Origin of the sequence: Actinomyces sp. Z16 (assembly GCF_003111765.1) — a bacterium.
GTDB classification, from domain to species: Bacteria; Actinomycetota; Actinomycetes; order Actinomycetales; family Actinomycetaceae; genus Actinomyces; species Actinomyces glycerinitolerans.
The window spans coordinates 2247957-2269791 of record NZ_CP027862.1; the positions used below are offsets into that span (position 1 = coordinate 2247957).

A 21835-nucleotide genomic window follows, 5' to 3' on the forward strand; every position below is an offset into this window, starting at 1 on the left:
CTCGTCGGAGCACGGCCGCAGAGCCCAAGAGGGCGGCGACCGCGAGGATCGCTCCTCGCATGACCCGGCTCCCTTCGGGAACCCAGGTGGGATTTCTCCGCTTGCGTGCCGGAGACGGAGCCTCCGGCCGGTCGGTGCCCGATATTAGCAGGCCCGGCCCGCTGTGGGCGCGCCGGGCGGCGGAGTGCGAACGTGAGTCTGCCCATACGCCCCGCACGCCGGGGCCCCGTCAAGCGGGGACGGGGCACAACTCCACGGTGTCGATGAGTTCACCCCAGGCCGGGTTGACCATCACGTACTGGCACTGCTCCAGGGTGGCGGCCACGGCGGGCGTGCCGGCGGAGGCGTCCACGCGGATGAACACGCGCAGTTCGGCGTCCTCGCCGGGAGCGAAGGCAACCCCGGTCACCCCATCGATGGCGCCCAACTGAGCGGCCACCTCGGCCTGCACCGGCTGGTTGCGCCACGACGGGATCCAGTCCTCTCCCCCGGCCAGGGCGACTACGGCGGGCCGGGGCAGGCGCAGGTCGCGCGTGCCCGGGTCCAGTACCCACAACTGGTCGGTTAGCAGGCAGGCGACCTCTGCGGCGCGACGCGGGGTCACGGGCACGGGACGCACATCTTCACGCCAGGCCGCGGCGGCCGCCGCGGACGTGAACACCGGTAGGGCGCGGTGCCCGTCGGGCAGCTGGACGGCCAGGTCCGCGGCGTCCTCGGCGGGGTCGGCGGTGTGGGGCTCGTGCACGGGGACGGCCGGCGCGTTTCGCCCCAGGTGGATGCGCGTGGGCCCACCGACGGCGTGGGCGGCGACCGGCACGATCAGCCGACTGGCGGCCAGCGCGGCAAGCAGCCGGTCCAGGTACTCGTGGCGGGGCAGTCCCTGTGCTTCCAGGGCGGCGGTCACGGCAGGGTCGGCGGCGCCGTCGTCGGTGGCGAAGGGGGTCGGGGCGGCCAGCAGCTGCTCCAGCCGGTTGCGGGCGGCCAGGGCGGCCGCCAGTTGCAGGTCCGGATTCAGTTCCGAGCCGTTGCCTTCGGTGGGCACGTCGGGGATGTCGGGGGAATCGGGCATCAGTGCGCCTCCTGGTCCCCTTCGCCGCGGCAGACGGCCAGTGCGTCTTGGAGGGTGAAGTTGCCGTTGTAAAGCGCCTTGCCGACGATGGCACCCTCCAGGCCGTAGCTCTCCAGGCGGGCCAGCGCGCGCAGGTCGTCCAGGTGGGCGATGCCGCCGGAGGCGACCACGGAGGCCGCGGTGCGCTCACAGACCTGGCGCAGCAGGTCGATGTTCGGCCCCATGAGGGTGCCGTCCTTGGTGACGTCGGTGACCACGTAGCGGGCGCAGCCGGCGGCGTCCAGACGGGCCAGGGTCTCCCACAGGTCCCCGCCCTCCTGGGTCCAGCCGCGGGCGGCCAGGGTGGTGCCGCGCACGTCCAGGCCCACCGCGATCTTGTCCCCGTGCTCGGCGATGACCCGTTCGGTCCACTCGGGGTCCTCCAGGGCGGCCGTACCCAGGTTCACTCGTGCGGCCCCGGCGGCCAGGGCCCGGTCCAGCGACGCGTCGTCGCGGATGCCGCCGGACAGCTCGACCTTGACATCCACCTCGCCGACGATCCGGGCGAGCAGGGGGGCATTGGTGCCGCGTCCGAAGGCCGCGTCCAGGTCCACCAGGTGAATCCACTGCGCGCCGGCCGCCACCCAGTCACGGGCGGCGTCGACGGGGTTGCCGTAGTCGGTCTCGCTGCCGGCCTCGCCGCGCAGCAGCCGGACGGCCTTGCCGTAGGCGACGTCGACGGCCGGAAGAAGGGTGAGCATGGGTGGTCTCCTTGGGGGGCGGGGTTGGCGAGTGAGCGTTCAGAGGGTGGTCAGCCAGTTGCGCAGCAACTGCGCCCCGGCGTCCCCGGACTTCTCGGGGTGGAACTGCGTGGCACTGAGCGCCCCGTTCTCGACGGCGGCTACGAAGTCCTCGCCGTGGGTGGCCCAGGTGGCACGGGGCGGGGAGGTGTGACCGGGTCCGAGCAGCGTGGCCGGGTCCGTCTTGGCGGCGTAGGAGTGCACGAAGTAGAAGCGTTCGGACCCGGAGGCGTCGAACAACCCGTCGAACAGGACCGTGCCGGCGGGTGGGCGCACCTGGCTCCATCCCATGTGGGGGACGATGTCCGCCTGCAGGCGGGAAACGGTGCCGGGCCACTGCGCCAGTCCAGGGACTGCTTCGGAGCCCGCGGCGTGCTCGGTGGAGGCCTCGAACATGACCTGCATGCCCACGCAGATGCCCAGCACGGGTCGTCCGCCGGCCAGCCGCCGGTCAATCATCCGGGGGGCATCGACGGCGCGCAACTGCTCCATGACGGCGGCGAAGGCGCCGACGCCGGGCACGACGAGCCCGTCGGCGTTGGCCACCGCCTCCGGATCCGCGGTCAGCTCGGTGGTGGCGCCCACGCGCTCCAGGGCGCGCACGGCCGAGCGCACGTTTCCGCTTCCGTAGGACAGGACGACGACGTGTGGTTGCCTCACGGGGCCCACACTACCTACACCCGTGGGGGCCGCGGCCTCCATGTCAGTTCCCGGACGGGTCACCCCGGCCCTGGTCGCCTCCGCGCGGACGCATCCCGCGGCCCAGCCAGCGCATCATGCGGCCGGGCTTGACCTCGCTGGTTTTGAGGGCGCCCGGTGCCTCCTCCGCGCGGAGGGCGCCGAGCAGAATGTCCTCAAGGGTCTGGTCGGCGGAGGCCAGCAGCAGCCCAGCACTGGTCTCCTCCCCCGCCTGGCCGTGCTGGTATCGGCGGGCCGTGATGGTGCCCGACAGTCCCGCCTCGGTACCGACGTCGGTGGCCAGGTCGGCGGTCATGAGCACCACGCCGACGCGGCTCAGGCGTGACAGCGCGGCGGCAAGCTCGGCGGCTTCGGCGGGCTCGGTCTCGGCGCCGCCCAGCAGCTCGGTGATGTCCCACTCCGCGTGCGCAGAGACGAATTCCTTGACGGCGATGGCGCCTGAGGAGGAGGGCACCACCGTGCAGTCCAGGCCGCCGGCGGCGCACAGTGCGGCCAGGGCCTCCGCGCTGGCCAGGGGCGTGAGTACGACGGCGATCTTGACCGCGTTGGGGCGGTCCGCGTCGGCGGGACCGTAGGTGTTGTGCGGCACGTCGTGGGGCGAAACCGGGCCGGTGTCCTCCGGAGCGTCCGAGAGGTCGGCGGGCAGGTTCAGACCCTCCATCATGGCGGCGAACTCGGCGTCGATATCGGGTTCGTCGTCGCGGCGGCCGGCGGAGTCGTCGGAGTGGTCGTCACGCATCACAAAGCGCCTTTGGTCGAGGGGATGCCGTCCACGCGGGGGTCGGGTTCGACGGCGGTCCGCAGGGCGCGGGCCAGGGCCTTGAACTCGGCCTCGGCGATGTGGTGGGGGTCGCGCCCGGAGATGACGCGCACGTGCAGGCAGATGCCGGCGTGGTAGGCGATCGCCTCCAGGCAGTGGCGGACCATGGAGCCCGTGAAGTGCCCCCCGATCAGGTGGTGCACGAAGGCCTCGGACTCGCCGTCGTGCACCAGGTAGGGGCGGCCGGAGATGTCGACGACGGCCTGGGCCAGGGCCTCGTCCAGGGGCACGAGGGCGTCGCCGAAGCGGCGGATGCCGCGCTTGTCCCCCAGGGCGGTCTTCAGGGCCTCGCCGATACAGATGGCGGTGTCCTCCACGGTGTGGTGCACGTCGATGTCGGTGTCGCCGGAGGCGTGCACCGTCAAGTCGATCAGGGAGTGCTTGCCCAGGGCGGTGAGCATGTGGTCGTAGAAGGGAACGGTGGTGGAGATGTCGGTCCTGCCGGTGCCGTCCAGATTCAGCTCGACCACGACGGAGGACTCGCTGGTGCTGCGTTCAATGCGGGCGGTGCGGTTCATGCGGGATTCTCCTCCAGGTTCTGGCCGTTGCGGTCCGGTTGGTGCGGGCCGTCGCTGGTGACGGCAGTGAGGGCGGTACGGAAGTCGGCCATCTCTGCCGGCGTGCCGACGCAGACCCGAAGGTACCCCTCCGGGCCGACGACCCGGATCAGGACGCCGCGGTCGAGCAGCCCCTGCCACACCGCCCGCCGGTCGGTGAAGGGCCCGAACAGGACGAAGTTGGAATCGGAGTCGTAGGCGGTCCAGCCCTGTGCGCGCAGCCAGCTCACCAGGCGGTCGCGTTCGTCGCGCAGGGAGGCGACCTGACTCATGAGCTCGTCCCGGTGATCCAGAGCAGCGAGGGCGGCGGCCTGAGTGAGCGCGGACAGGTGGTAGGGCAGGCGCACGATGCGCAGCGCGTCCACCAGCTGCTGGCAGGCGGCCAGATATCCCAGCCGCAGCCCGGCCATGCCGAAGGCCTTGCTCATGGTGCGAGTGACGGCCAGGTGCGGGTAGCGGGGGGCGCCATCGCCGTCGGTGCGCTCCAGCAGCTCCAGTGCGCTGGGCACACCGGGGCGGCGGAACTCCGCGTAGGCCTCGTCGATCACCACCACGCAGTCGGTGGCGCCGTCGTCGCCTGCCGCCGCGTCGACGGGGCCTTGGCCGCGGGCGGCCTCGAGGATGGCAACCACGTCGTCGAGCGGCAGGGCGGTGCCGGTGGGGTTGTTGGGGCTGGCTAGGATGACCACGGCCGGGTGCTCGCGCGCGATGGCCGCGGCGACGGCGTCGACGTCGACGGTGAAGTCCTCCAGCCGTGGCCCGGTGACGTAGCGGGTGAAGGTGTCGCGGGCGTACTCGGGGTACATGGAGTAGGTGGGGGTGAAGGACAGGCAGGTGCGTCCGGGCCCGCCGAAGGCCTGCAGCACATGTGTCATGACCTCATTGGAGCCGTTGGCGGCCCAGATCTGCTGCCAGTCCAGGCGCACGCCGGACTCGGCGGCCAGGTAGTCGGCCAGGGCGGCGCGCAAATCGGGGAAGTCGCGGTCCGGGTAGCGGTTGAGGCCGGCCGCCGCTCGCCCGGCGGCCGCGGCGATGTCTGCCACCACTGCCGGGCTGGGCGCGTAGGGGTTCTCGTTGACGTTGAGGCGCACCGGCACGTCCAGCTCGGGGGCGCCGTAGGGTTCGCAGCCGTGTAGATCTGGCCGCAGCGGGAGAACGGTCACGGGCCGAGTCTACGCGGAGTCCGCCCGGTCCCGGCACGCGTCTTATTCCGCGGTGGTCAGCAGGATCTCCTTGGCGTCCAAGCGTTCGAGCGCATACTCCAGGCTGCTGGAGGAGAACAGACCCTCATCGCGGGCATCGAGCAGGGCATGGCGCTGCACACGGATGGTCTCGATGGCGAGTTCGCGCGCCTCGGCGGGGGTGAGCGCGTCGGCATGCCGGCTGGTGGCGGCGTCGCCCAGTAACCGGAGCAACCGCTCGCGCTCGGCATCATCGGCGGTGCGAGAGGCCATGCGCGGGCGGACCAGCCGGATGACACCGCCGAGTGTGAGTCCCTGGATGACCAGTGACCCACTGGCGACCAGTAAGGCCACCAGCAGCAGGAACGGCCGGTTGGGTGTGGTTAGGGGAAGGGTCTGGGCGGCGGCCAGGGTTACGGCGCCGCGCATGCCCGCCCACACGATCACCGCCCCCTCACGTGGCCCGAGAGGATCGGCGGTGAAGTAGTCCAGGTCGGCTCCCCGGCGCCGCTGACGCCGTTGGCCGCGCTCCAGCCGGTCGCGCCAACCGGTGACCGCCTGGTGCCACTGCTCCGCGGACAGGCCGTGTTTGGCCAACAGCTCGTCGTCGATGTCACGTGCCTGCTCCAGGCGCGTCTCAAAGCGCTCCAGCCGCTGGCGCTCCTCCTCCAGATGCTGGCGGTGGCGGCGACGCACGCGACGCAGCCAGACCAGCAGCGGCGCCACGAAGGCCACCCGCACCAGGACGGCCAGGGCGCCGGTTCCGGCTGCCAGAAGCACGGCGGCGCGCAGGCCGAAGCCGCCGTCGACCACGTCCTGGACGATCCCGTATGCCTGCAGCCCCATGAACAGGAAGATGCCGCCTTCCAGAATCAGCTCAATGGTGCGCCAGTTCTGCTGGGCGGTCTGCCGGTGGGCGGGTGGCAGCAGTCGCGGCCTGCGGAAGGAGATGACCAGGCCGGCGACGACGGCGGCGACCAGCCCGGAACCGCCCAGATAGTCTGTGGGCAGGGACGCCAGGAAGGGGATGGTGAAGGACACGACCGTGTCCGCCGTCGGGTTGGTGATGCGGGAGCGGACCCGGATGCTGCCCTCCCCCACCGCCCAGCCGATGGCCAGGGCGAGGGCCAGCGAGGTGAGGAAGCCGGAGACGAGCGCGGCCGGCTGCAGGGCGTCGGCGCTGTGAGCAATGCCCGCGGCCGTGGCGGAGGACAGCAGGATCAGGGCGGTGGCGTCGTTGAACAGCCCCTCCCCCTCCAGGATGGTGATGATCCGCTGGGAGACGCCCGAGCCGCGGGCGACGGTGATGGCGACGGCGTCGGTGGGGCTCAGCACCGCCCCCAGGGCGATCGCCCAGGGCAGGGCGATCGTGGGCATTACGGCGTGCACCACCAAGCCGATGATGGTGGCGCTGACGGCGACCAGTCCGACCGCGAGCGCCGCGACGGCGCGCAGTTCGCGCCGGAAGTCCATCACGGGCATGGACACCGCGGTGGAGAACAGCAGCGGCGGCAGCACCACTTCGAGGACGATGTCGGGATCCAGCTCGATCGCCGAGACGAACGGCAGGAAACCGACACCCGCCCCCAGGGCCAGCAGCAGTAGCGGGGAGGCTACGCCGACCCTGGGGGCGAGTTGGTTGCCGGCGGCGATGACGAGCAGGCCCGCGACCGCGATGACGAGTATCTCCACGGCCGCACCCTAGAGCGCAGCGGCTGGGAGGGCGCTCACAGACGCGCGGAGGCCAGCCGGGCGCCCTCGGTCAGGGAGGCGAGCTTGGACCAGGCGATGTGAGCATGCACGCGTCCGCCCAGGCCGCAGTCGGTGGAGGCGACCACGCGCTCGGGTCCGACCAGCCGAGCGAAGCGCTCGATGCGGTCGGCCACCAGTTCGGGGTGCTCCAGCACGTTGGTGGCGTGGGAGACGACGCCCGGGATCAGGTACTTGCCGTCGGGCAGGGAGGTGTCCTGCCAGATCTTCCACTCGTGCTCGTGGCGGACGTTCGCAGCCTCGAAGCTCAATCCGTTGGCGTTCACGGACAGCGCCAGGTCCACGATCTTGTCGAAGCCGAGGTCGGTGGAGTGCGGCCCGTGCCAGGAGCCCCAGCACACGTGGTAGCGCACCTGGGCGGGGTCGATGCCCTCCAGGGCGTGGTTGAGGGCCTCGATGCGCACGGCGGAGAAGCGGCGGTAGTCCTCCAGGGGCGGTTCGGTGATGAACTGGTCCCAGGACTCGGCCAGGTCGGGGGCGTCGATCTGGACCGTGAGTCCGGCGTCGGTGATCGCCCGGTACTCCTCGCGCAGGGCGTCCGCCCAGGCCCAGACGGCGGCCTCGTCGTCCTCGTAGTAGTAGTTGCCCACGCGAGCCGCCGACGCCGGGCTGATGGAGGCAACGAAGCCCTCGCTCAGCGGCTTGCCGGCTCTCTCGAGCCCGTGCTTGAGTGCGGCGATGTCGCGGGCGACGATGTCCTGACCGGTGTAGCGGATCTCGCCGGTGACCACCGGGAACACCCAGGGCCTGCGTGTGGCCAGGTGGATGCCGGAGGTGGGGTCGGCGTAGGCGTCGGCGTAGGCGACCCAGTCGCGGCGGTCGGTCATGGCGTCGAGTTCGAGTTTGCCGGCCGGCGTGGGCTTGCGCTCGGGCAGCTGGTCGAGTAGCTCCAGGCCGCTGAAGCGGGTGAAGGAGTATGACCACCAGGCGCCGTAGTCGACCTTCTCGGTCATGGCGTGCCCGTATTCGCCGTCGTTGACGATCGTCAGGCCGATCTCGGCCTGCCGGGCGACGACGGCGTCGGTCTGCTCGGCGACGACCGCCGCGAGTCCGGCGTCGTCGAGCGTGCCGGCCGCGTGCGCGGCATTCGCCTCCAGCAGTGCCTCGGTGCGGGGCAGGGAGCCGACATGGGTGGTGCGGATTTGCTTGGCCATTTCAGGTCCTTCCATCGGTCCTGGCGGGAGCACCGCACCGCCGGACGCATGCCGACGGCGTGGTTGCTGCGGCGTCGACGAGCCAGGTCTCTCAGCCGCTCTGGATGGTGCACTCGCACCCTATCAAGGTCTGCCCACCACTCGGTACCCTGGGCGCGGGCGCGTCCGGGTTAGCGTGGCGTCCATGATCCGGCCAGTCTCGACCAGAACGCCCGCCGCATCCCCGTCCGCACCCGTCTCCGGAACCACGCCGCTCCGCGAGCGCGCCGAGGCGGTGCTGCGCGACCTGGTCGGCCGGACAGACGCGCACCTGCGCACGGACCAGTGGCGCGCCATTGAGGCACTGGTGGTGCAGCGGCGGCGGGCGCTGGTGGTGCAACGGACCGGCTGGGGTAAGTCCGCCGTCTACTTCGTGGCCACCGTGCTGTTGCGTGAGGGCTGGGCCGACTGGCGCCCGGGCGCTCCCATCCCCTCCGCCGGCGCCCGCACGGGCGCCGGCGCCACGGTGATCGTGTCCCCGCTGCTGGCACTGATGCGCGACCAGGTGGCGGCCGCCCGACGCGCCGGCATCCGGGCCGTGACCATGAACTCGGTCAATGCCCCGCAGTGGCCCGAGATCGAGGCGCAGGTGCGGCGCGGGGAGGTGGACGTACTGCTGGTGTCCCCCGAGCGTCTCAACAACCCGACCTTCCGGGATGGAGTGCTGCCACAGCTGGCGGCCGACGCCGGGCTGGTCGTGATCGACGAGGCGCACTGCATCTCCGACTGGGGACACGACTTCCGCCCTGACTACCGACGTATTCGTACCCTGCTGGTGCAGCTGCCGCCGGGGACGCCGGTACTGGCCACCACCGCGACGGCGAATGCCCGAGTCAGCGCCGACGTCGCCGAGCAGCTCGGCGCACCGGCGGGGGTGGGGAATGCGACCGCCGGTGCGGCAGCCGAGAACGAGGTGCTGGTGCTGCGCGGGACACTCGCCCGCGACTCCCTGCACCTGGGGGTGAGACGCCTGCCGGATGCCGCCAGCCGCCTGGCCTGGTTGACCGACTACCTGCGGGACACACCCGGCTCAGGAATCGTGTACTGCCTGACGGTGTCGGCGGCCGGCGAGGTCGCCACGCAGTTGCAGGAGGCGGGATTGAAGGTCGCCGCCTACACGGGGCGCACGGATTCCGCGGAGCGGGAGCGCTTGGAGGAGGAGCTCAAGGACAACCGGATCAAGGCGCTGGTGGCCACCAGCGCGCTCGGCATGGGCTTCGACAAGCCGGACCTGGCCTTCGTGGTGCATATGGGGGCGCCGAGTTCACCGGTGGCCTACTACCAACAGGTGGGCCGGGCGGGGCGCGGGGTCGAGCGTGCCGAGGTGATCCTGCTGCCGGGGCCCGAGGACCGCGCGATCTGGAATTGGTTCGGCGCACAGGGCTTCCCGCCCGAGGATGCGGTGCGCGAGGTGCTGGCCGCGCTGGAGGAGGCGGGCGGGCCGCTGAGCACCAATGCCCTTGAGGCCGTGGTGCCGCTGCGGCGCGCGCGTCTTGAGTCGATGCTCAAGGTGCTCGACGTCGACGGCGCGGTACGGCGGGTGCGCGGCGGCTGGGAGACTACCGGTGTCGCCTGGCGCTACGACTCGGCGCGCTACGCGCGGGTGGAGGCGGCGCGGGACGCGGAGCAGGAGCTCATGAAGCGCTACGAGGCGCTGGCGGAGCCGGCATGTCGCATGGCCTTCCTGCGCGGTGTGCTCGACGATCCCGAACTCACCGAGGATTGGCGCTGCGGCGCCTGCGACCTGTGCGGCGGGCTGGATCTTCCGCGCGCCCCGGGCGAGCAGGAGGTGGCCGCCGCCCGCCGGGCGCTGGCCCGGGTGGGCGTTGTGCTCGAGCCGCGCAGGCGCTGGCCGAGCGGCATGGATCGGCTGGGCCTGCCCGCGCTCAAGGGCACCATCCCCGACGACGACCGGCCGACGCCGGGGCTCGCCGTCGGCCGCCTGGACGGGCTGGGGGTGTCCGCGTCCCTACGCGAGTTGTTCGAATCGCCCAGCGACGGCGAGGTGCCGCCTGCCCTGCGCACTCCCGCGCTGGAGGTCGCCGATCGGCTCGCCGCCGAGCTGGGACCCCGATCCGCGCAGGGCGACACGGACGCGCCCAGGGGTGAGTTGGCCGTGGTGATTGTCGATTCACGCACGCGCACACACCTCGTGCGGCACCTGGGGCATGCCGTGGCCCGGCACCTGGGGGCCGTGCCGCTGGGGATCATCGGGGTGCGCGGAGAGCCGGGGCGGCACGACGTCGGGTCCGCCTTCCGGCTGGCCGAGGTCGCCGGGTCCCTGACGCTGGAGAACTGGTCCCCGCGCGCGCTGGCGCGCCTGAAGGGGACCCCCGTCGTGCTGGTGGACGACTGGACCGACTCCGGCTGGACGCTCACCGTCGCTGCCCGGCTGCTGCGCCGGGCGGGCGCCGCCTCGGTCCACCCGCTGGTTCTGGGACAGCGCTGAGTCGGGCCGTCGCCTCGGTGGCCCTATTGGGCTAGTGCCCGACCCGGCATCGGCATCCGGAGTCAGTCGGAGGCCTCGATGCGCGCCGCCTCAACCAGGTCCTGCGCCACCGCGCCGGAGCCGTCCTCGCCGTCTTCCTGCCCCGACAGGCCCGGCGCGTCCTGCGTGTCGGGGGCAATCACCCCCTCATCCTGAAGGTAGTACCACCACAGCGGCGCAGCCCAAGCGCGAGGTTGTCCAAGCGCGGCGGCCGTGAGATGCCGGGCAACCGCTGCCCGGCCGGCCTCGACGTCGTCGGGGGAGCCGAACCACCACGGCCCGTCGTTCAGATCCTCCGCCCCGTATCCGAGCTCGGTCAGCGCCGTGCGCTTGTCGCCCACCACCCGTCCCAGAGCGTCCAGGACGCGCCGGGCGCCGGAACCCAGAGGGTGCCACTGCGGGTAGACGGACAGCCCCACGACGTCGGTCAGCTCCGTCAGTTCCTCCCCCAGGTTGGCCGCGGCCCAGGACATGACCGACTCCGTGGCCGTGCCCTGCCCCAGCTGGTAGTACAGGGTGAGCAGCCGGGGGGCGGAGGCCGTCGCCGGGTCGGCAGCCAGGGCGCGGGCCGCCTGCAGGGTCCGTTCAACGGCATCGGAGCCGGCCCACTCCCCTGCGAGCTCGTTGCCGATCTCCCAGGCGTCGGCGTCGGGGAACGCGGCGATGAGCGCAGCGATCCGCCGCGTCCAGGCGGCCTCGTCAAAGTCGACGAGTGCCTGGGAGTCGCAGATCTGCACCATGACCTGGGCGCCTGCCTCGTGCAGCTCGGTGACGCACCGCCGCCACCCGTCCATCTCATCGACCGCGTCGGTGTCCTCGACGACGATCCGCACCAGCACCGTCCGGCCCGCACCTTCCAGGCGGGACACGGCCTGTGCAGACCGTCCCGATGCAGGAGCAGCCGTAAAAGTCACGCCCAACATCGCGTCTTCGGGCCCCAGCCCGGAGGCGGCCTCGTCCTGAGCGAGTTGCGCCGCGGTTGCCGCCTCCAGGGCGGAGTTGGCACTGATGGCGCGCTCGGCGGGGGCCGCCGCGGCATCGCACTCCTGCAAGGCCCGGGCGGTCCGGGTGCGGAGCACGTCCACCTCCCGCGCCTCACTGCCGGTGGCCCGCATCCGCGTCTGGACATCCTCCTGCGCCTCGTGCAGGCCGCGGGCGGCGAGCTCGGCCAGGGCATAGTGCCCGGGGCCGGGCAGGTCCACCAACAGCGCCGAGTAGCCGTGACTAGTCGGCCAGGACAGATTCAGGCAAGCGGTGCGCCCTGCGGGCAGCTGGACAGCAGCGCTGGCCTCGGCGTGCCTTTGCAGGGGCGCCAGTTCGATGAGTTCAAGCGTTTCGGCGTCGAGCAGGGCGTCGTCGCGAGCGTCCTCGCCGCCCCCGTTGGTCTGCACCTCCAGCACACCGTCGAAGTCCAGCAGCTCGCCGTCGGCCCCGGCGATATCAAGCAACACCAGGCCGCCCGTGCCCCAGGTGGAGCCGGTTGGTGCGGTGGGGTCTCGGGGCGCCGCCAGTTGTCGCACACGCGCCAGGACCGCCGCAACAATGGTGGCTGCGGCGGCTATGAACAGGCCGATGACGCGGCGCCGGCTCAGCGGTGGCCGCCGCGCCGGCTCCCGGGAACCGTCGGTATCGCGGTTCCCGGGGCCGTCGCGGACGCCATCATCTCCGGCAGTCATCTGCGGTCCGTGTCATCTCAGTTCGGTGGCGGGTACGAAGGTATAGCCCTCCGCGCGGACGCCCTCGACGATCTCCTGCAAGAGCGAGACGTCGTAGTAGGGGTGGAAGAAGAAGCTGGCTGTGGCGTGGGTGTTCACCAGGTTCGCGTGCGCCGCGGCCACGATGTCCGCGGGCAGGCGCGGCGGGTGCTGGTTGTAGGACTCCAGTTCCACATTGCCCAGGTTCTCCGGCAGCACATGGCTGCCGTAGGGGTCATTGACGGCGTAGGGGAAGAACTGCCCGAAGTAGTCGAAGCTTCCGCCGGTTCCGCCGGTCAGTAGGCCAGCGTGCAGGAGCTCGCGCTCGTAGCGCACCTGATAGACCTGGTTAATGCCGTTGTAGGCGGCGGCCGTGGCCGCGTAGTGGGGCGTTTCGAATACCGTCGGCTCGGACAGACCGACCTGGGTGAAGACGGCTCTGCCCTCCAGCACCCGCTGGGTGGCCCAGGCGGTGCCGGTGCCGGGCAGGTCGCCGCCGATCTGTACCCAGGAGTCGTTGGCGCAGGCAACCGCCGGCGCGGTGTTGTCGTTCGAGTCGGTGCACCAGGAGCGGATGAACTCGAAGTCGTCCGTGCTCACCGCGTTGTACGGGTTGCTCAAGTCGGAGAACTGGTGGCGGGTGCCGTGCTGGATCAAAGTGCCGCCATTGGCGACGGCGTAGGCAAGCACTTCGACCAATTCCGGATTGTCCGCCAGGGTGATGGTTTCGGGGACCGAGTCGTTGTAGACCCCGCCCGGGTCGGTGTACACGGGCACGACGGCGATCTGGAACGGGACCCCCGCCCCGACCAGGTAGTCGACGATGGTGCGCAGCTCAGTGCCCGTCGTGGCGGGGCTGACATCCTCGATGCGTACAGCCGCCTGCCGGATGGTGGCCGCCCCGGGTTGGAGGATGTCGAGCACGATGTCTGCGGCGGCCAGGTAGCGGTCTCGCTCCGAGAGGTAGGACAGGGGGATCTCGCCGATGTAGGTGAGGTTTCCGGACTTCAGTGCCCACGGGAAGGAGCTGCCGGTCGACTGCGCAATGGACGCGCAGTCGGTCGCCGTGCCCGCCGCGTCGGAGCAGTTGGCGGCCCCCAGGACTGTGACCTGCTCCGGGTTGGTGATCCGGGGGGCGAGGATGCCGCCGGTGTTGAGGGCGTTGCGGGCTAGATTCTGCCCGTTGTAGGCGATGCTGGTGACAGTGTCGGTGGAGTCTATGTACGAACTGGCCGCGTCCCAGCCATACCGGGTGGTGAAGGTGGCGCGATCCTGGGTGTCGGCTGCCAGCTGCCAGATGTTGAAGCCGGACCACAGCACGGGCACGTCACCGGTGAGGACGTCCTCGATGAAGGCCCGGGGCAACGGCTCGTCATAAGTGGATCCGGAATAGATGACCGCCGTGAAAGAGCCGGCCAGGCCGGCGACATAGTCGGTCACCGGCATGGCCGTCACCGTGCCCGAGTGAGAGGCCAGCATGCCCATGCCTAAAGCGTAGTACTCGCCCAGGTGCGCGTACTCACCGGTCGAGTCGAACAGCACCAGAGTGCGGGCCGGGCCGGCCTGTTCGGTTGAGAATGTGCGTGCCGACGCCGGCAGGGCGACGTTGGCCGGCAGGTCGCGTATCTCGGCGTCCGCGTCGGCGGCCTTGACCGGCCGGGCTAGCTCCGCCTCGTCGACGACGCCTGCGGCCACCAGCGGCAGAGTCTGGTCGGCGGCCGCCACGGGCTCCGGCGGCGCCTCGACCGCCGCCTCCTGGGTGATGTCGACCGGGATTATGGCAGGTTCGGTCTCGGCCGCTACGGCGGTCACGGAGGGGCCAGTGGTGGCAGGTACCAGCAGGGCTGCCACCAGCATCAGGCCGAGGACGGTGCTGCGGCGCCGATTCAGGAATCTGGGAAGCACTCAGTTCTCCTTGGTGATGGGAATGTTTCTTTCAGGGGTGAAGTCCGACACACGCTCGCCCACACCGGCCAACGCTGCCATGGCGGCGATGACGCGGGCGCACGCCCGCCCATCGCCGTACGGGTTGGCGGCATTCGCCATGCGCGCGTGAGCATCGGCGTCGTCCAGCAGGGTGCCGACCGCTTCGACAATCGTCTCCTCGTCGGTGCCGACGAGTCGGGCCACCCCGAAGCTGACGGCCTCCGGGCGCTCGGTGTTCTCCCGCATGACTAGGACCGGCTTGGACAGGGCCGGCGCCTCCTCCTGCACACCACCGGAATCGGTGAGCACCAGGTGGGCACGGTTCATGAGAGTGCAGAACTGCCCATATTCAAGCGGCTCGGTGACGACCACATTGTCCAATCCCTCGATATGCGGCAGGATTGCCGCCCGCACCTTGGGGTTGCGGTGGGCGGGCAGCACGATGAGGTCGTCGGGGTGCGCGCGTGCCACGCGGGCGACCGCGCGACCTATTGCCTGCATCGGCGACCCCCATGACTCACGGCGGTGCGCGGTCACCAGCACCACTCGTCGACTGGTATCGGCCGTGGCATCAGCCAGGGCGGGATCAGTGAACGGCACCGGCCTGGCCACGGCGTCCAGTAATGCATCAATGACGGTGTTGCCGGTGACTACGACGTCTGCGGGATCGGTGTTCTCCCGCAGCAGGTTTTCGCGGGCCAGCGCGGTAGGGCACAGGTGCAGGGAGGCAACCCGTGTCAGCAGCCGCCGGTTGGCCTCCTCGGGGTATGGGGAGGCGATGGATCCGGTGCGCAGCCCGGCCTCCACATGCGCCACCGGCACCTGGTGGTAGAACCCCGCCAAGCCGGCGGCGAATGCGGAGGTGGTGTCTCCCTGGACCGCCAACAGATCGGGGCTGAGCTGCTCAATGGCGCGCTCCACCCCCTCCAGTGTCCCCACGGTTACCTGCGTCAGGCTCTGGCCGGGGCGGTGGATGTCGAGATCCACGTTCGGGATGATGCCGAAGAAGTCATTGACCTGATCGAGCATTTCGCGATGCTGGCCGGTGACGACGACTACCGGCTCGAAACGCTCGTCGTGCTGCAGGGCGCGCACCAGTGGGGCCATCTTGATGGCCTCGGGCCGGGTTCCGTACACCAGCATCACGCGTGGGCGGGCACCCGCCGCAGTGGTGGCCAAGGTGTTTTGCATGTGTCTCCTCAGGGGTTTCAAGGGTATGGATGAGACTGGCCTTGCGGATGTAATAGCTGCTCAGGGCTTGGTTGGCGTGATCGTCACGTCGACGTCGGCGTCTTCGGTGTAGGCGGCCGCAGTACCGGACCGGTAGGGGTAGTCGGTGTCGGTCACGGAAACCAGATGCTCGCCGTCCACCGTGATGGCAGCGGTCATTTTGCCGCTTGCGGTGGTGTCAATGGTGATGTCCACGTGGTGCTCCCGACCGACGGCGAAGCGTGGAGTGTTGCCGGAGGCCAGGAACTGCTGTTTGCCGGGGTAGGCGGGATTCTGTTTGGACACCTCCCACCCGTTGGGTTTGAGCACGAGCGCATAGAAATGGTCATTGTCCTGATAGCTCCATATCAGCCAGGCGACCTCCCAAGGATTTGGGGTGCTGCCCCGCCGGAGCTGCCTGCGGGTGAACATATTCGCCTCGAAGGTCGTGACCCGTCCCGGGGCCACGCTGACTTCGCGTGAGACGGCCAGTCCCGCGTGGGTCTCGTCCGCCGCGGAGGCGGAAGCAGGCCTGAGGCTCACCGTCTTGCCGCTGCACGACGCCGAGCCGTACCCGTCGAACACCAGGTCCCAGGCCGTGCAGTTCATTTCCTCACCCCTGACGAGCCCGGCAGCGGTAAGGGTCGCTGCCATAACAATCGCTAACACCGCTGCGGACAGCTTGCGCGGGCGGCGTCGCCGAGACCTTCCAGCGGTGTCGGTCATGGTTGGGCCTCCTGAGTGACTACTTCGGGTGCGGAACCGTGCTCCGCCTCACGGGCTGTCTTGGCCCAGCCGGACCTGCCCAAGAACTCACGCGCCAGCGCTCGCCAGCCGAAGACTCCTGCGAGCAGGCCGTAGAGCACGAAGACGTGGCACCATGCCACGCAGCGCACAGGCCCTGCGCCCTCTTCGCGCGCATACAGCCAGTACACCAGGGCATACAGGTATGACGGCCCGAAGGCCAGCAGATATGTACCGGGCACCCACGACCACTGCTGAGGCACACCACGAATCACATTGATAATGCACAGCGTCAGCATCAGCAGGAATGAGACAACCATCAGGGAGCCGACGAGCAGCAGGTAGGGACTCAGTACCTGCCACAGGGTATCCGCACGGGCGCGGCCCCGTAGGTGCCGGGCGATGAAGCCCAGCAGGTTACGGGCCTGCAGATTGCCCTGGAACCAGCGGGTGCGCTGGCGAATCAGCCGCCGCAGGGAGGTGACGCCCTCCTGATGCACTGCGGCGTCGCCCCTGAACTCGTTGATCCATCCGGTGCCGTTGAGCCGGATTCCCAGGTCGAAGTCTTCCGTCAGGGACCGCGTCCAGGGACTCCTTCCCAGCGCGTTCAGCGCGGCCAGCCGCACGAACTGGGCGTTTCCCCCCATGCCGACGCTCCGCATGCGGCGGCGCCCCTGCTGAAAGATCGACGTGAAGGTGACAAACTCGATGTCCTGCATCCGGGCCAACAACGAACCGCCGCGGTTGGAGATGCGCACGCCGAGCTGGACGGCACCCACGGTCTGGTCGCGGAAGGCGCCGCGCACCACGTCCCAGGCGGTGGGGTCGAGGTGCCCGTCGGCGTCGACTACGCCTACTATGACGTGCTCGGGATCGATGTCCCGGTATCGCTCACGAACGATCTCCACAGCGTGGTTAAGTGCCTCGCCCTTTCCTTGCCGGGCGTTGGGCGGATCGCGTCGCAGCAACGCGACGCGCGGGTCGGCGATGGTGCTCACGATCTCGCTCGTCGCATCATCCGACCCGTCGTCAACCACCAGGACGTGCAGCGCCGGATTGGGGTCCTCCAGCAGACGCGCCACCGATGGCCCGATCACTGCGGCCTCGTTGAGGCAGGGCATCAGCACCACGATCTGCAGTGGTGTTCCAACCGGATGCGGTAACGGCGGTGACATGCGCTCCCGTTGCCCGGCGCGCCTGCGCCTCCCGGCCAGGGTATAGGCACCACACGCCAGCACCAGCATGTAGGTCAGCGCCACCACCACCATGCAGACGGCGGCCCAGAATCCGACCGCGTCCAGAGCGGCCGCGAGGCCTTCGTTGGCGATGACCCGACTGAACTGATCCCGACTCATGCCGCAGCCGCTCCCGGCTCGCGGGGTTGGCCGATGCCTTCGGGGGTCTGCGTTGTCGGCGCCCCGCTCGCGTCGGCAACGCGGGCTCGGCGGTACGCGAGGGATCCGTAAAGATTGAGAGCAAGAAACAACAGGGCGATCACCAGGAAACCGAAGCCCGACAAATCGAGCGACACACGGGCGAGGACTTGCAATCCTCCAGGAAACCCGCCGGAATCCGAGCAGCCCACACCGGGCGCAAACAGTAGAAAGGGCATGCTAACTCATTCAGGGACAGGGACCAGGGAGCAGCACACAAGCGATGTCAGGTTGACCTCGTGTACTTACCTGAACAAGGTAACACAGTTCAGCCGGGAATACCGTCGCGAACGCTCACCAATACCACAGATGTGCGGCATCTCCTATTTGCTAGTCACCCCGTTGAATGAGGCAACCTGGATTCATGCAAGCGAAACCTGAATTGGTGTCCGCCAATTTAGAACCCTCAATTCAACATCACTAATTCAGCACCGCCGGGCGCGGGCCGCCTCACTGTGTGCGGGCAGGTTCTCGGACTCGGCCAGCGCGGTCAGCGGCGCGGTCATCGCGGCCAGTGCATCGGCGTCGTAGTTGATGAGTTGAACCGGCTTGAGGTAGGCCATGACGTTCAGTCCGGCGGCGAAGCGGGCGGTGCCACCGGTGGGCAGGACGTGGTTGGAGCCGGCCAGGTAGTCGCCCAACGGGACCGGCGAGTAGGGGCCGACGAAGATGGCGCCCGCGTTGTGAATACGGCGGGCGACGGCGGCGGCGTCGACCGTCTGGATCTCCAGGTGCTCGGCCGCGTAGGCGTCCGCGACGGCAATTGCCTGCTCCAAATCCCGCACCACGACGATCGCCGACTGCCTGCCGGTCAAGGCGGTGTGGGCGCGCTCCCGGTGACGGGTGGCGTCCAGGCGACGGGCCAGCGCGGTGTCCACGGCGTCGGCCAGGGCGGGAGAATCGGTGATCAGCACCGAGCCGGCGTTAGGGTCGTGCTCGGCCTGCGAGAGCAGGTCGGCGGCGACGTATTCCGGGTTGGCGCCGGAGTCGGCGACGATGGCGATCTCGGTGGGGCCGGCCTCGGCGTCGATGCCGACGGCGCCGCGCACCGCCCGCTTGGCGGCGGCCACATAGACGTTTCCGGGCCCGGCCACGACGTCGACCGGCTCGCACAGGATGCGCCCGTCGCCGCCGCCGGCCAGGGAGTCGGCGCGATCGACGTCGTCGGCCGCCTCGGCGCCGTAGGCGAACATGGCGATGGCCTGGGCACCGCCTACCGCATAGACCTCGGTGATTCCCAGCAGCGCACAGGCCGCGAGCACGGTGGGGTGGGGCAGGCCGTCGAAATCCGCCTGGGGCGGGGAGGCCAGGGCGATCTGCTCCACACCCGCCACCTGCGCGGCGACCGCGTTCATCACCACGGAGCTGGGGTAGACGGCCAGGCCGCCGGGTGCGTACAGGCCCACCCGGCGTACGGGGATCCAGCGCTGGATGACGTGCCCTCCGGGGATGATCTCGGTGTCGCGCTCGACTGGCAGCTGGGCGACGTGCCCGGCACGGTTGTGGGCGATGGCCAGTTCCAGGGCATCGCGCACCTGCGGGTCCAGCCCGTCCAGGGCCGCCTGCAGGGCCGACGCGGGCACCCGCAGGTGGGCCGGACGCACGTGGTCGAAGCGCTCCGCGGCGTCTCGCAGCGCGGCGGCGCCACGCTCACGCACGTCGGCGATGGTGGGAGCCACGGCCACCAGCGCGGCGGCGACATCCTGGTCGGCACGCGGCAGGGCCGCCGCCAGTTCCCCGGCGGTCAGGTTCGAGTCACGCAGGTCGATGCGGTTCAGCAGCATGGTGAGAGCCTACCGGCTCCGGTAGCGGCAGGTGCGCACGTCATCAATGACGCCGGACCAGTTCAGGCCGAACCCGAAGGCGTAGGCGTGCCCGGCGGCGTCGGTGTAGGCCGCGTAGTCGAAGGGCAGGTCCTCGCAGTGCGCCTCGACGGCCTCCATGGATGCCGGCAGCGTGATCGGCAGCAGCCCCCTGGGCTCGAAATCGCCGGCCAGCAGCTCCCACACGGCCCGCTGCTGCACGCCGAAGTCCACCACGATGGCGTCTGCGTAGGGCTCAAGCTCGGCCAGCACGGCCGGGTTGTGCATGCGCACCACCACGACGACGGGCCGGTCCCCCATCGACTCGCGGGCGGTGATGACCGCATCCAAGTCGGTGGCGTTGGCGGCCCGGTTGGTCTTGCCGCGGTAGGCGCGGTCCCCGGTTTCACGGAAGTCGCCGGCGGCCAGGGAGCGGGGGCGGGCCGTGGCGGCGGTGTAGGGGCAGTACTGGAGCGTGAGCGGCAGGTAGCCGTTGCCGCCGGCGTCACGGTCCGCCGTCGAGTACGGGTTGGAAAGGGGCGACTCGATGAAGACGACGGCGGCGTCGGCCTCCTGCGGGGTGTCGGCCCGCATGTAGGGCGAGGCGGCGGCGTCGAAGGGGTCGATGTCCCGGGCGGGCTCGCCGCCGCGCATGAAGCCGGGCTGGGCGTCCACATGACGCGTGGGCACCCACACGCGGCGCACGCCGGCGCCCAGCGGCAGCACCGGCGCGGCATCGTCTGCGGCGTCGTCGGAAACGGCTACGGCGCTACGGTTCTTGAGCAGCACCAGGCTGTCACGCTGGGCGGCGCGGGCGGCGGCGGTAAAGGGCTCGCAGCCGACGACGGCGGTGGATCCGGCCGGGTCGAGGTAGGGGTTCTCAAACAGTCCGGCGCGGAAGAAGACCCGCAGCAGGCGCGAGGCGGAGGCCTCGAAGCGGGCGCGGGCCGTGGCCTCGCCGTCGCGGGCGACGATACGGCGGTAGGCCTCGATGATCGGGGCGGCCTCACTGTTGCCGCCGAACTGGTCCACGCCGTTGTCGATGGCCAGCTGGTGGCGGCCCGCCACATCCAGGTCCTCCACGCCGTAGCAGCGCTGACCGAAGTGGTCGATCTCCGGGTCGGGATCGGCGGTGATGCCCCAGTCGGTGCACACCACGCCGTCGAAGCCGTGGCCCTCGCGCAGCAGGTCGTGGACGATGGCGCGGTTGTAGGCGTTGGCCCGCGGCGGCGTCGGAGCGCCTTCGCCGTTGAGCACCTTCCCGTCGGGGGTGCGGTAATGCCAGGAGATCGTGTAATAGGGCATGACGGCGCCTGCCGATCCGGTGGGGCCGTCCAGGTGGAAGGCGGCGTCGAAGGAGCGCACGTGCTCGGACTCGTTGCCGCCGGGGTAGACGGCGAACTTGCCGAATCCGTAGTGGGCGTCGCGGCCGCCCTCACCGGTGCCGCCGCCGGGCCAGTGCTTGACCATGGTTGACACCGACGCGCCGCCCCAGCCGGGGTCGGCGTAGGAGACGGCCGTCGGCGGCAGGTCGGCGTGGCCCGGAGTCAGGCCGAAGGCGGCGCCGGTGCCGTCGGGAGTGGTCTGCATGCCGTCGCAGTAGGCGCGGGTGTAGTCGGCCACCAGGCCGGAGTGCGGCCCCCAGGTGTCCTGCAGCCGCATCCAGCGGGGGTCGGTGGCGATGTCGATCTGGGGGCCGAGCGCCGTGGTGATGCCCAGGGCCCGGTACTCGCGGGAGATGATGGCGGCGTACTCGGCCACCCGGTCGGGCTCGAACAGGGCGGCCATGCCCAATCCCTCCGGCCAGCGGGACACATCGGCGGCGGAGGTGGCGAACTCGGCGCCGGAGGCCTCCGCGGCACCGTTGCGCGGGTCGGTTGAGGTGTTCACCGGGATGCCCAGCGGTTCGGACTCCGCGAGCGCCTGCATGGCGTTGTTCCAGCGGGCGGCGGTATCCGCATCCTGGAGGGTGAAGACGAGCACGTGACGGACGTGGTCGGCGGTGAGCATGGCGCGCTGCTGGTCGGTCAGTGCCCAGGCGGGCACGCCGGCCTCCGGGTAGGGGCGGCCGCCGTAGGTGCCGGCGAAGGGGCCGACGCCGGGGTTGGGGACCGGCTGGTGGGGCGAGTAGAGCATGAGCCCGGCGATCGCCTCCAGGCTCATCCGGGAGGCGAGGTCGGCGGCGCGCGCGGCGGCGGGCAGCCGCCAGTCCTCGTAGGGCAGCAGCGTCCCGGTGCGGGCCAGGTCCTTGAACAGGCGGCCGTCGACCTCGATCACGGGGGCTGAGGTGGCCCCCAGGGTGGGGCCGTCGTCCTGCGGGTAGAGCGTGACGGCGGGCTCGGCGTCGACGGGGACGTCGGAGTGGGAGTCGGGATTTGAGCCGGTCGTTGGGGTGGTCACGGAAGCTCCTTCTTCGGGCGACGACGCGCGGGCGCTGGGGCAAGCATCGCACGAGCGCCCAGGGTTGCGCC

At 70.5% G+C, this 21835-nt stretch carries 17 protein-coding genes and 1 riboswitch; of the genes, 1 reads left to right on the top strand and 16 read right to left on the bottom strand.

Going from position 1 to position 21835, the window contains the following annotated elements:
• Window positions 1-229 precede the first annotated feature (229 nt).
• The 8 genes from C3B71_RS09340 to C3B71_RS09375 form a co-directional block, all read right to left on the bottom strand.
• Window positions 230-997, bottom strand: a complete 768-nt coding sequence (locus tag C3B71_RS09340; protein WP_073333293.1) for an SseB family protein — start codon at window positions 995-997, stop codon at window positions 230-232.
• Window positions 998-1068: 71 nt separating this feature from the next.
• The gene (gene priA / locus C3B71_RS09345; protein ID WP_108967612.1) at window positions 1069-1809 is read right to left on the bottom strand and encodes a bifunctional 1-(5-phosphoribosyl)-5-((5-phosphoribosylamino)methylideneamino)imidazole-4-carboxamide isomerase/phosphoribosylanthranilate isomerase PriA; all 741 of its coding nucleotides are present in this window, start codon (window positions 1807-1809) and stop codon (window positions 1069-1071) included.
• A 39-nt stretch (window positions 1810-1848) separates the two neighbouring features.
• On the bottom strand, window positions 1849-2550 hold the full coding sequence (hisH, locus tag C3B71_RS09350; protein WP_395994416.1) for an imidazole glycerol phosphate synthase subunit HisH: 702 nt from the start codon (window positions 2548-2550) through the stop codon (window positions 1849-1851).
• Between the two features lies 1 nt (window position 2551).
• Window positions 2552-3286, bottom strand: coding sequence for a hypothetical protein (locus C3B71_RS09355; protein ID WP_073333149.1), 735 nt, complete (start codon window positions 3284-3286; stop codon window positions 2552-2554).
• Window positions 3286-3885, bottom strand: coding sequence for an imidazoleglycerol-phosphate dehydratase HisB (gene hisB, locus C3B71_RS09360; RefSeq protein WP_073333146.1), 600 nt, complete (start codon window positions 3883-3885; stop codon window positions 3286-3288). The genes C3B71_RS09355 and hisB overlap by 1 nt, the downstream gene beginning before the upstream one ends.
• Window positions 3882-5087, bottom strand: a complete 1206-nt coding sequence (locus C3B71_RS09365; RefSeq protein WP_108967614.1) for a histidinol-phosphate transaminase — start codon at window positions 5085-5087, stop codon at window positions 3882-3884. The genes hisB and C3B71_RS09365 overlap by 4 nt, the downstream gene beginning before the upstream one ends.
• A 42-nt stretch (window positions 5088-5129) precedes the next feature.
• Complete coding sequence (locus C3B71_RS09370; protein ID WP_073333141.1) at window positions 5130-6797, bottom strand: cation:proton antiporter; 1668 nt, start codon at window positions 6795-6797, stop codon at window positions 5130-5132.
• Window positions 6798-6832: 35 nt separating this feature from the next.
• On the bottom strand, window positions 6833-8029 hold the full coding sequence (locus C3B71_RS09375) for a cobalamin-independent methionine synthase II family protein (protein ID WP_073333138.1): 1197 nt from the start codon (window positions 8027-8029) through the stop codon (window positions 6833-6835).
• Window positions 8030-8037: 8 nt separating this feature from the next.
• A riboswitch (SAM riboswitch) is annotated at window positions 8038-8140 on the bottom strand.
• 73 nt (window positions 8141-8213) lie between these two features.
• On the opposite strand from C3B71_RS09375, the gene C3B71_RS09380 reads away from it, so the two are divergent.
• Window positions 8214-10517 (top strand): RecQ family ATP-dependent DNA helicase, encoded by a 2304-nt coding sequence (locus tag C3B71_RS09380; RefSeq protein WP_108967617.1) that lies wholly within the window; start codon window positions 8214-8216, stop codon window positions 10515-10517.
• A 62-nt stretch (window positions 10518-10579) separates the two neighbouring features.
• Here C3B71_RS09380 and C3B71_RS09385 read toward each other — a convergent pair whose 3' ends face one another.
• The 8 genes from C3B71_RS09385 to C3B71_RS09420 all read right to left on the bottom strand — a co-directional run bounded on the left by C3B71_RS09385 (window position 10580) and on the right by C3B71_RS09420 (window position 21764).
• Window positions 10580-12232 carry a hypothetical protein gene (locus tag C3B71_RS09385; RefSeq protein WP_073333131.1) on the bottom strand — a complete coding sequence of 551 codons (1653 nt, stop codon included), beginning with the start codon at window positions 12230-12232 and terminating at the stop codon, window positions 10580-10582.
• A 12-nt stretch (window positions 12233-12244) separates the two neighbouring features.
• Entirely contained in the window at window positions 12245-14155 is a 1911-nt protein-coding gene (locus C3B71_RS09390) for a DUF2334 domain-containing protein (RefSeq protein ID WP_309300305.1), read from the bottom strand.
• Entirely contained in the window at window positions 14156-15367 is a 1212-nt protein-coding gene (wecB, locus tag C3B71_RS09395; protein ID WP_234415871.1) for a non-hydrolyzing UDP-N-acetylglucosamine 2-epimerase, read from the bottom strand. It lies immediately after the preceding gene.
• A 60-nt stretch (window positions 15368-15427) separates the two neighbouring features.
• Entirely contained in the window at window positions 15428-16111 is a 684-nt protein-coding gene (locus C3B71_RS09400; RefSeq protein ID WP_073333129.1) for a hypothetical protein, read from the bottom strand.
• Window positions 16108-17484, bottom strand: coding sequence for a glycosyltransferase (locus C3B71_RS09405; protein WP_108967623.1), 1377 nt, complete (start codon window positions 17482-17484; stop codon window positions 16108-16110). Before C3B71_RS09405 ends, C3B71_RS09400 begins: the two co-directional genes overlap by 4 nt.
• Window positions 17481-17741, bottom strand: coding sequence for a hypothetical protein (locus C3B71_RS09410; RefSeq protein ID WP_108967626.1), 261 nt, complete (start codon window positions 17739-17741; stop codon window positions 17481-17483). The genes C3B71_RS09405 and C3B71_RS09410 overlap by 4 nt, the downstream gene beginning before the upstream one ends.
• A 246-nt stretch (window positions 17742-17987) precedes the next feature.
• Complete coding sequence (gene hisD / locus C3B71_RS09415) at window positions 17988-19343, bottom strand: histidinol dehydrogenase (RefSeq protein ID WP_073333284.1); 1356 nt, start codon at window positions 19341-19343, stop codon at window positions 17988-17990.
• 12 nt (window positions 19344-19355) lie between these two features.
• A complete protein-coding gene (locus tag C3B71_RS09420) occupies window positions 19356-21764 on the bottom strand; it encodes a glycoside hydrolase family 3 N-terminal domain-containing protein (RefSeq protein WP_234415872.1) in 2409 nt (802 codons plus the stop codon).
• Window positions 21765-21835 lie beyond the last annotated feature (71 nt).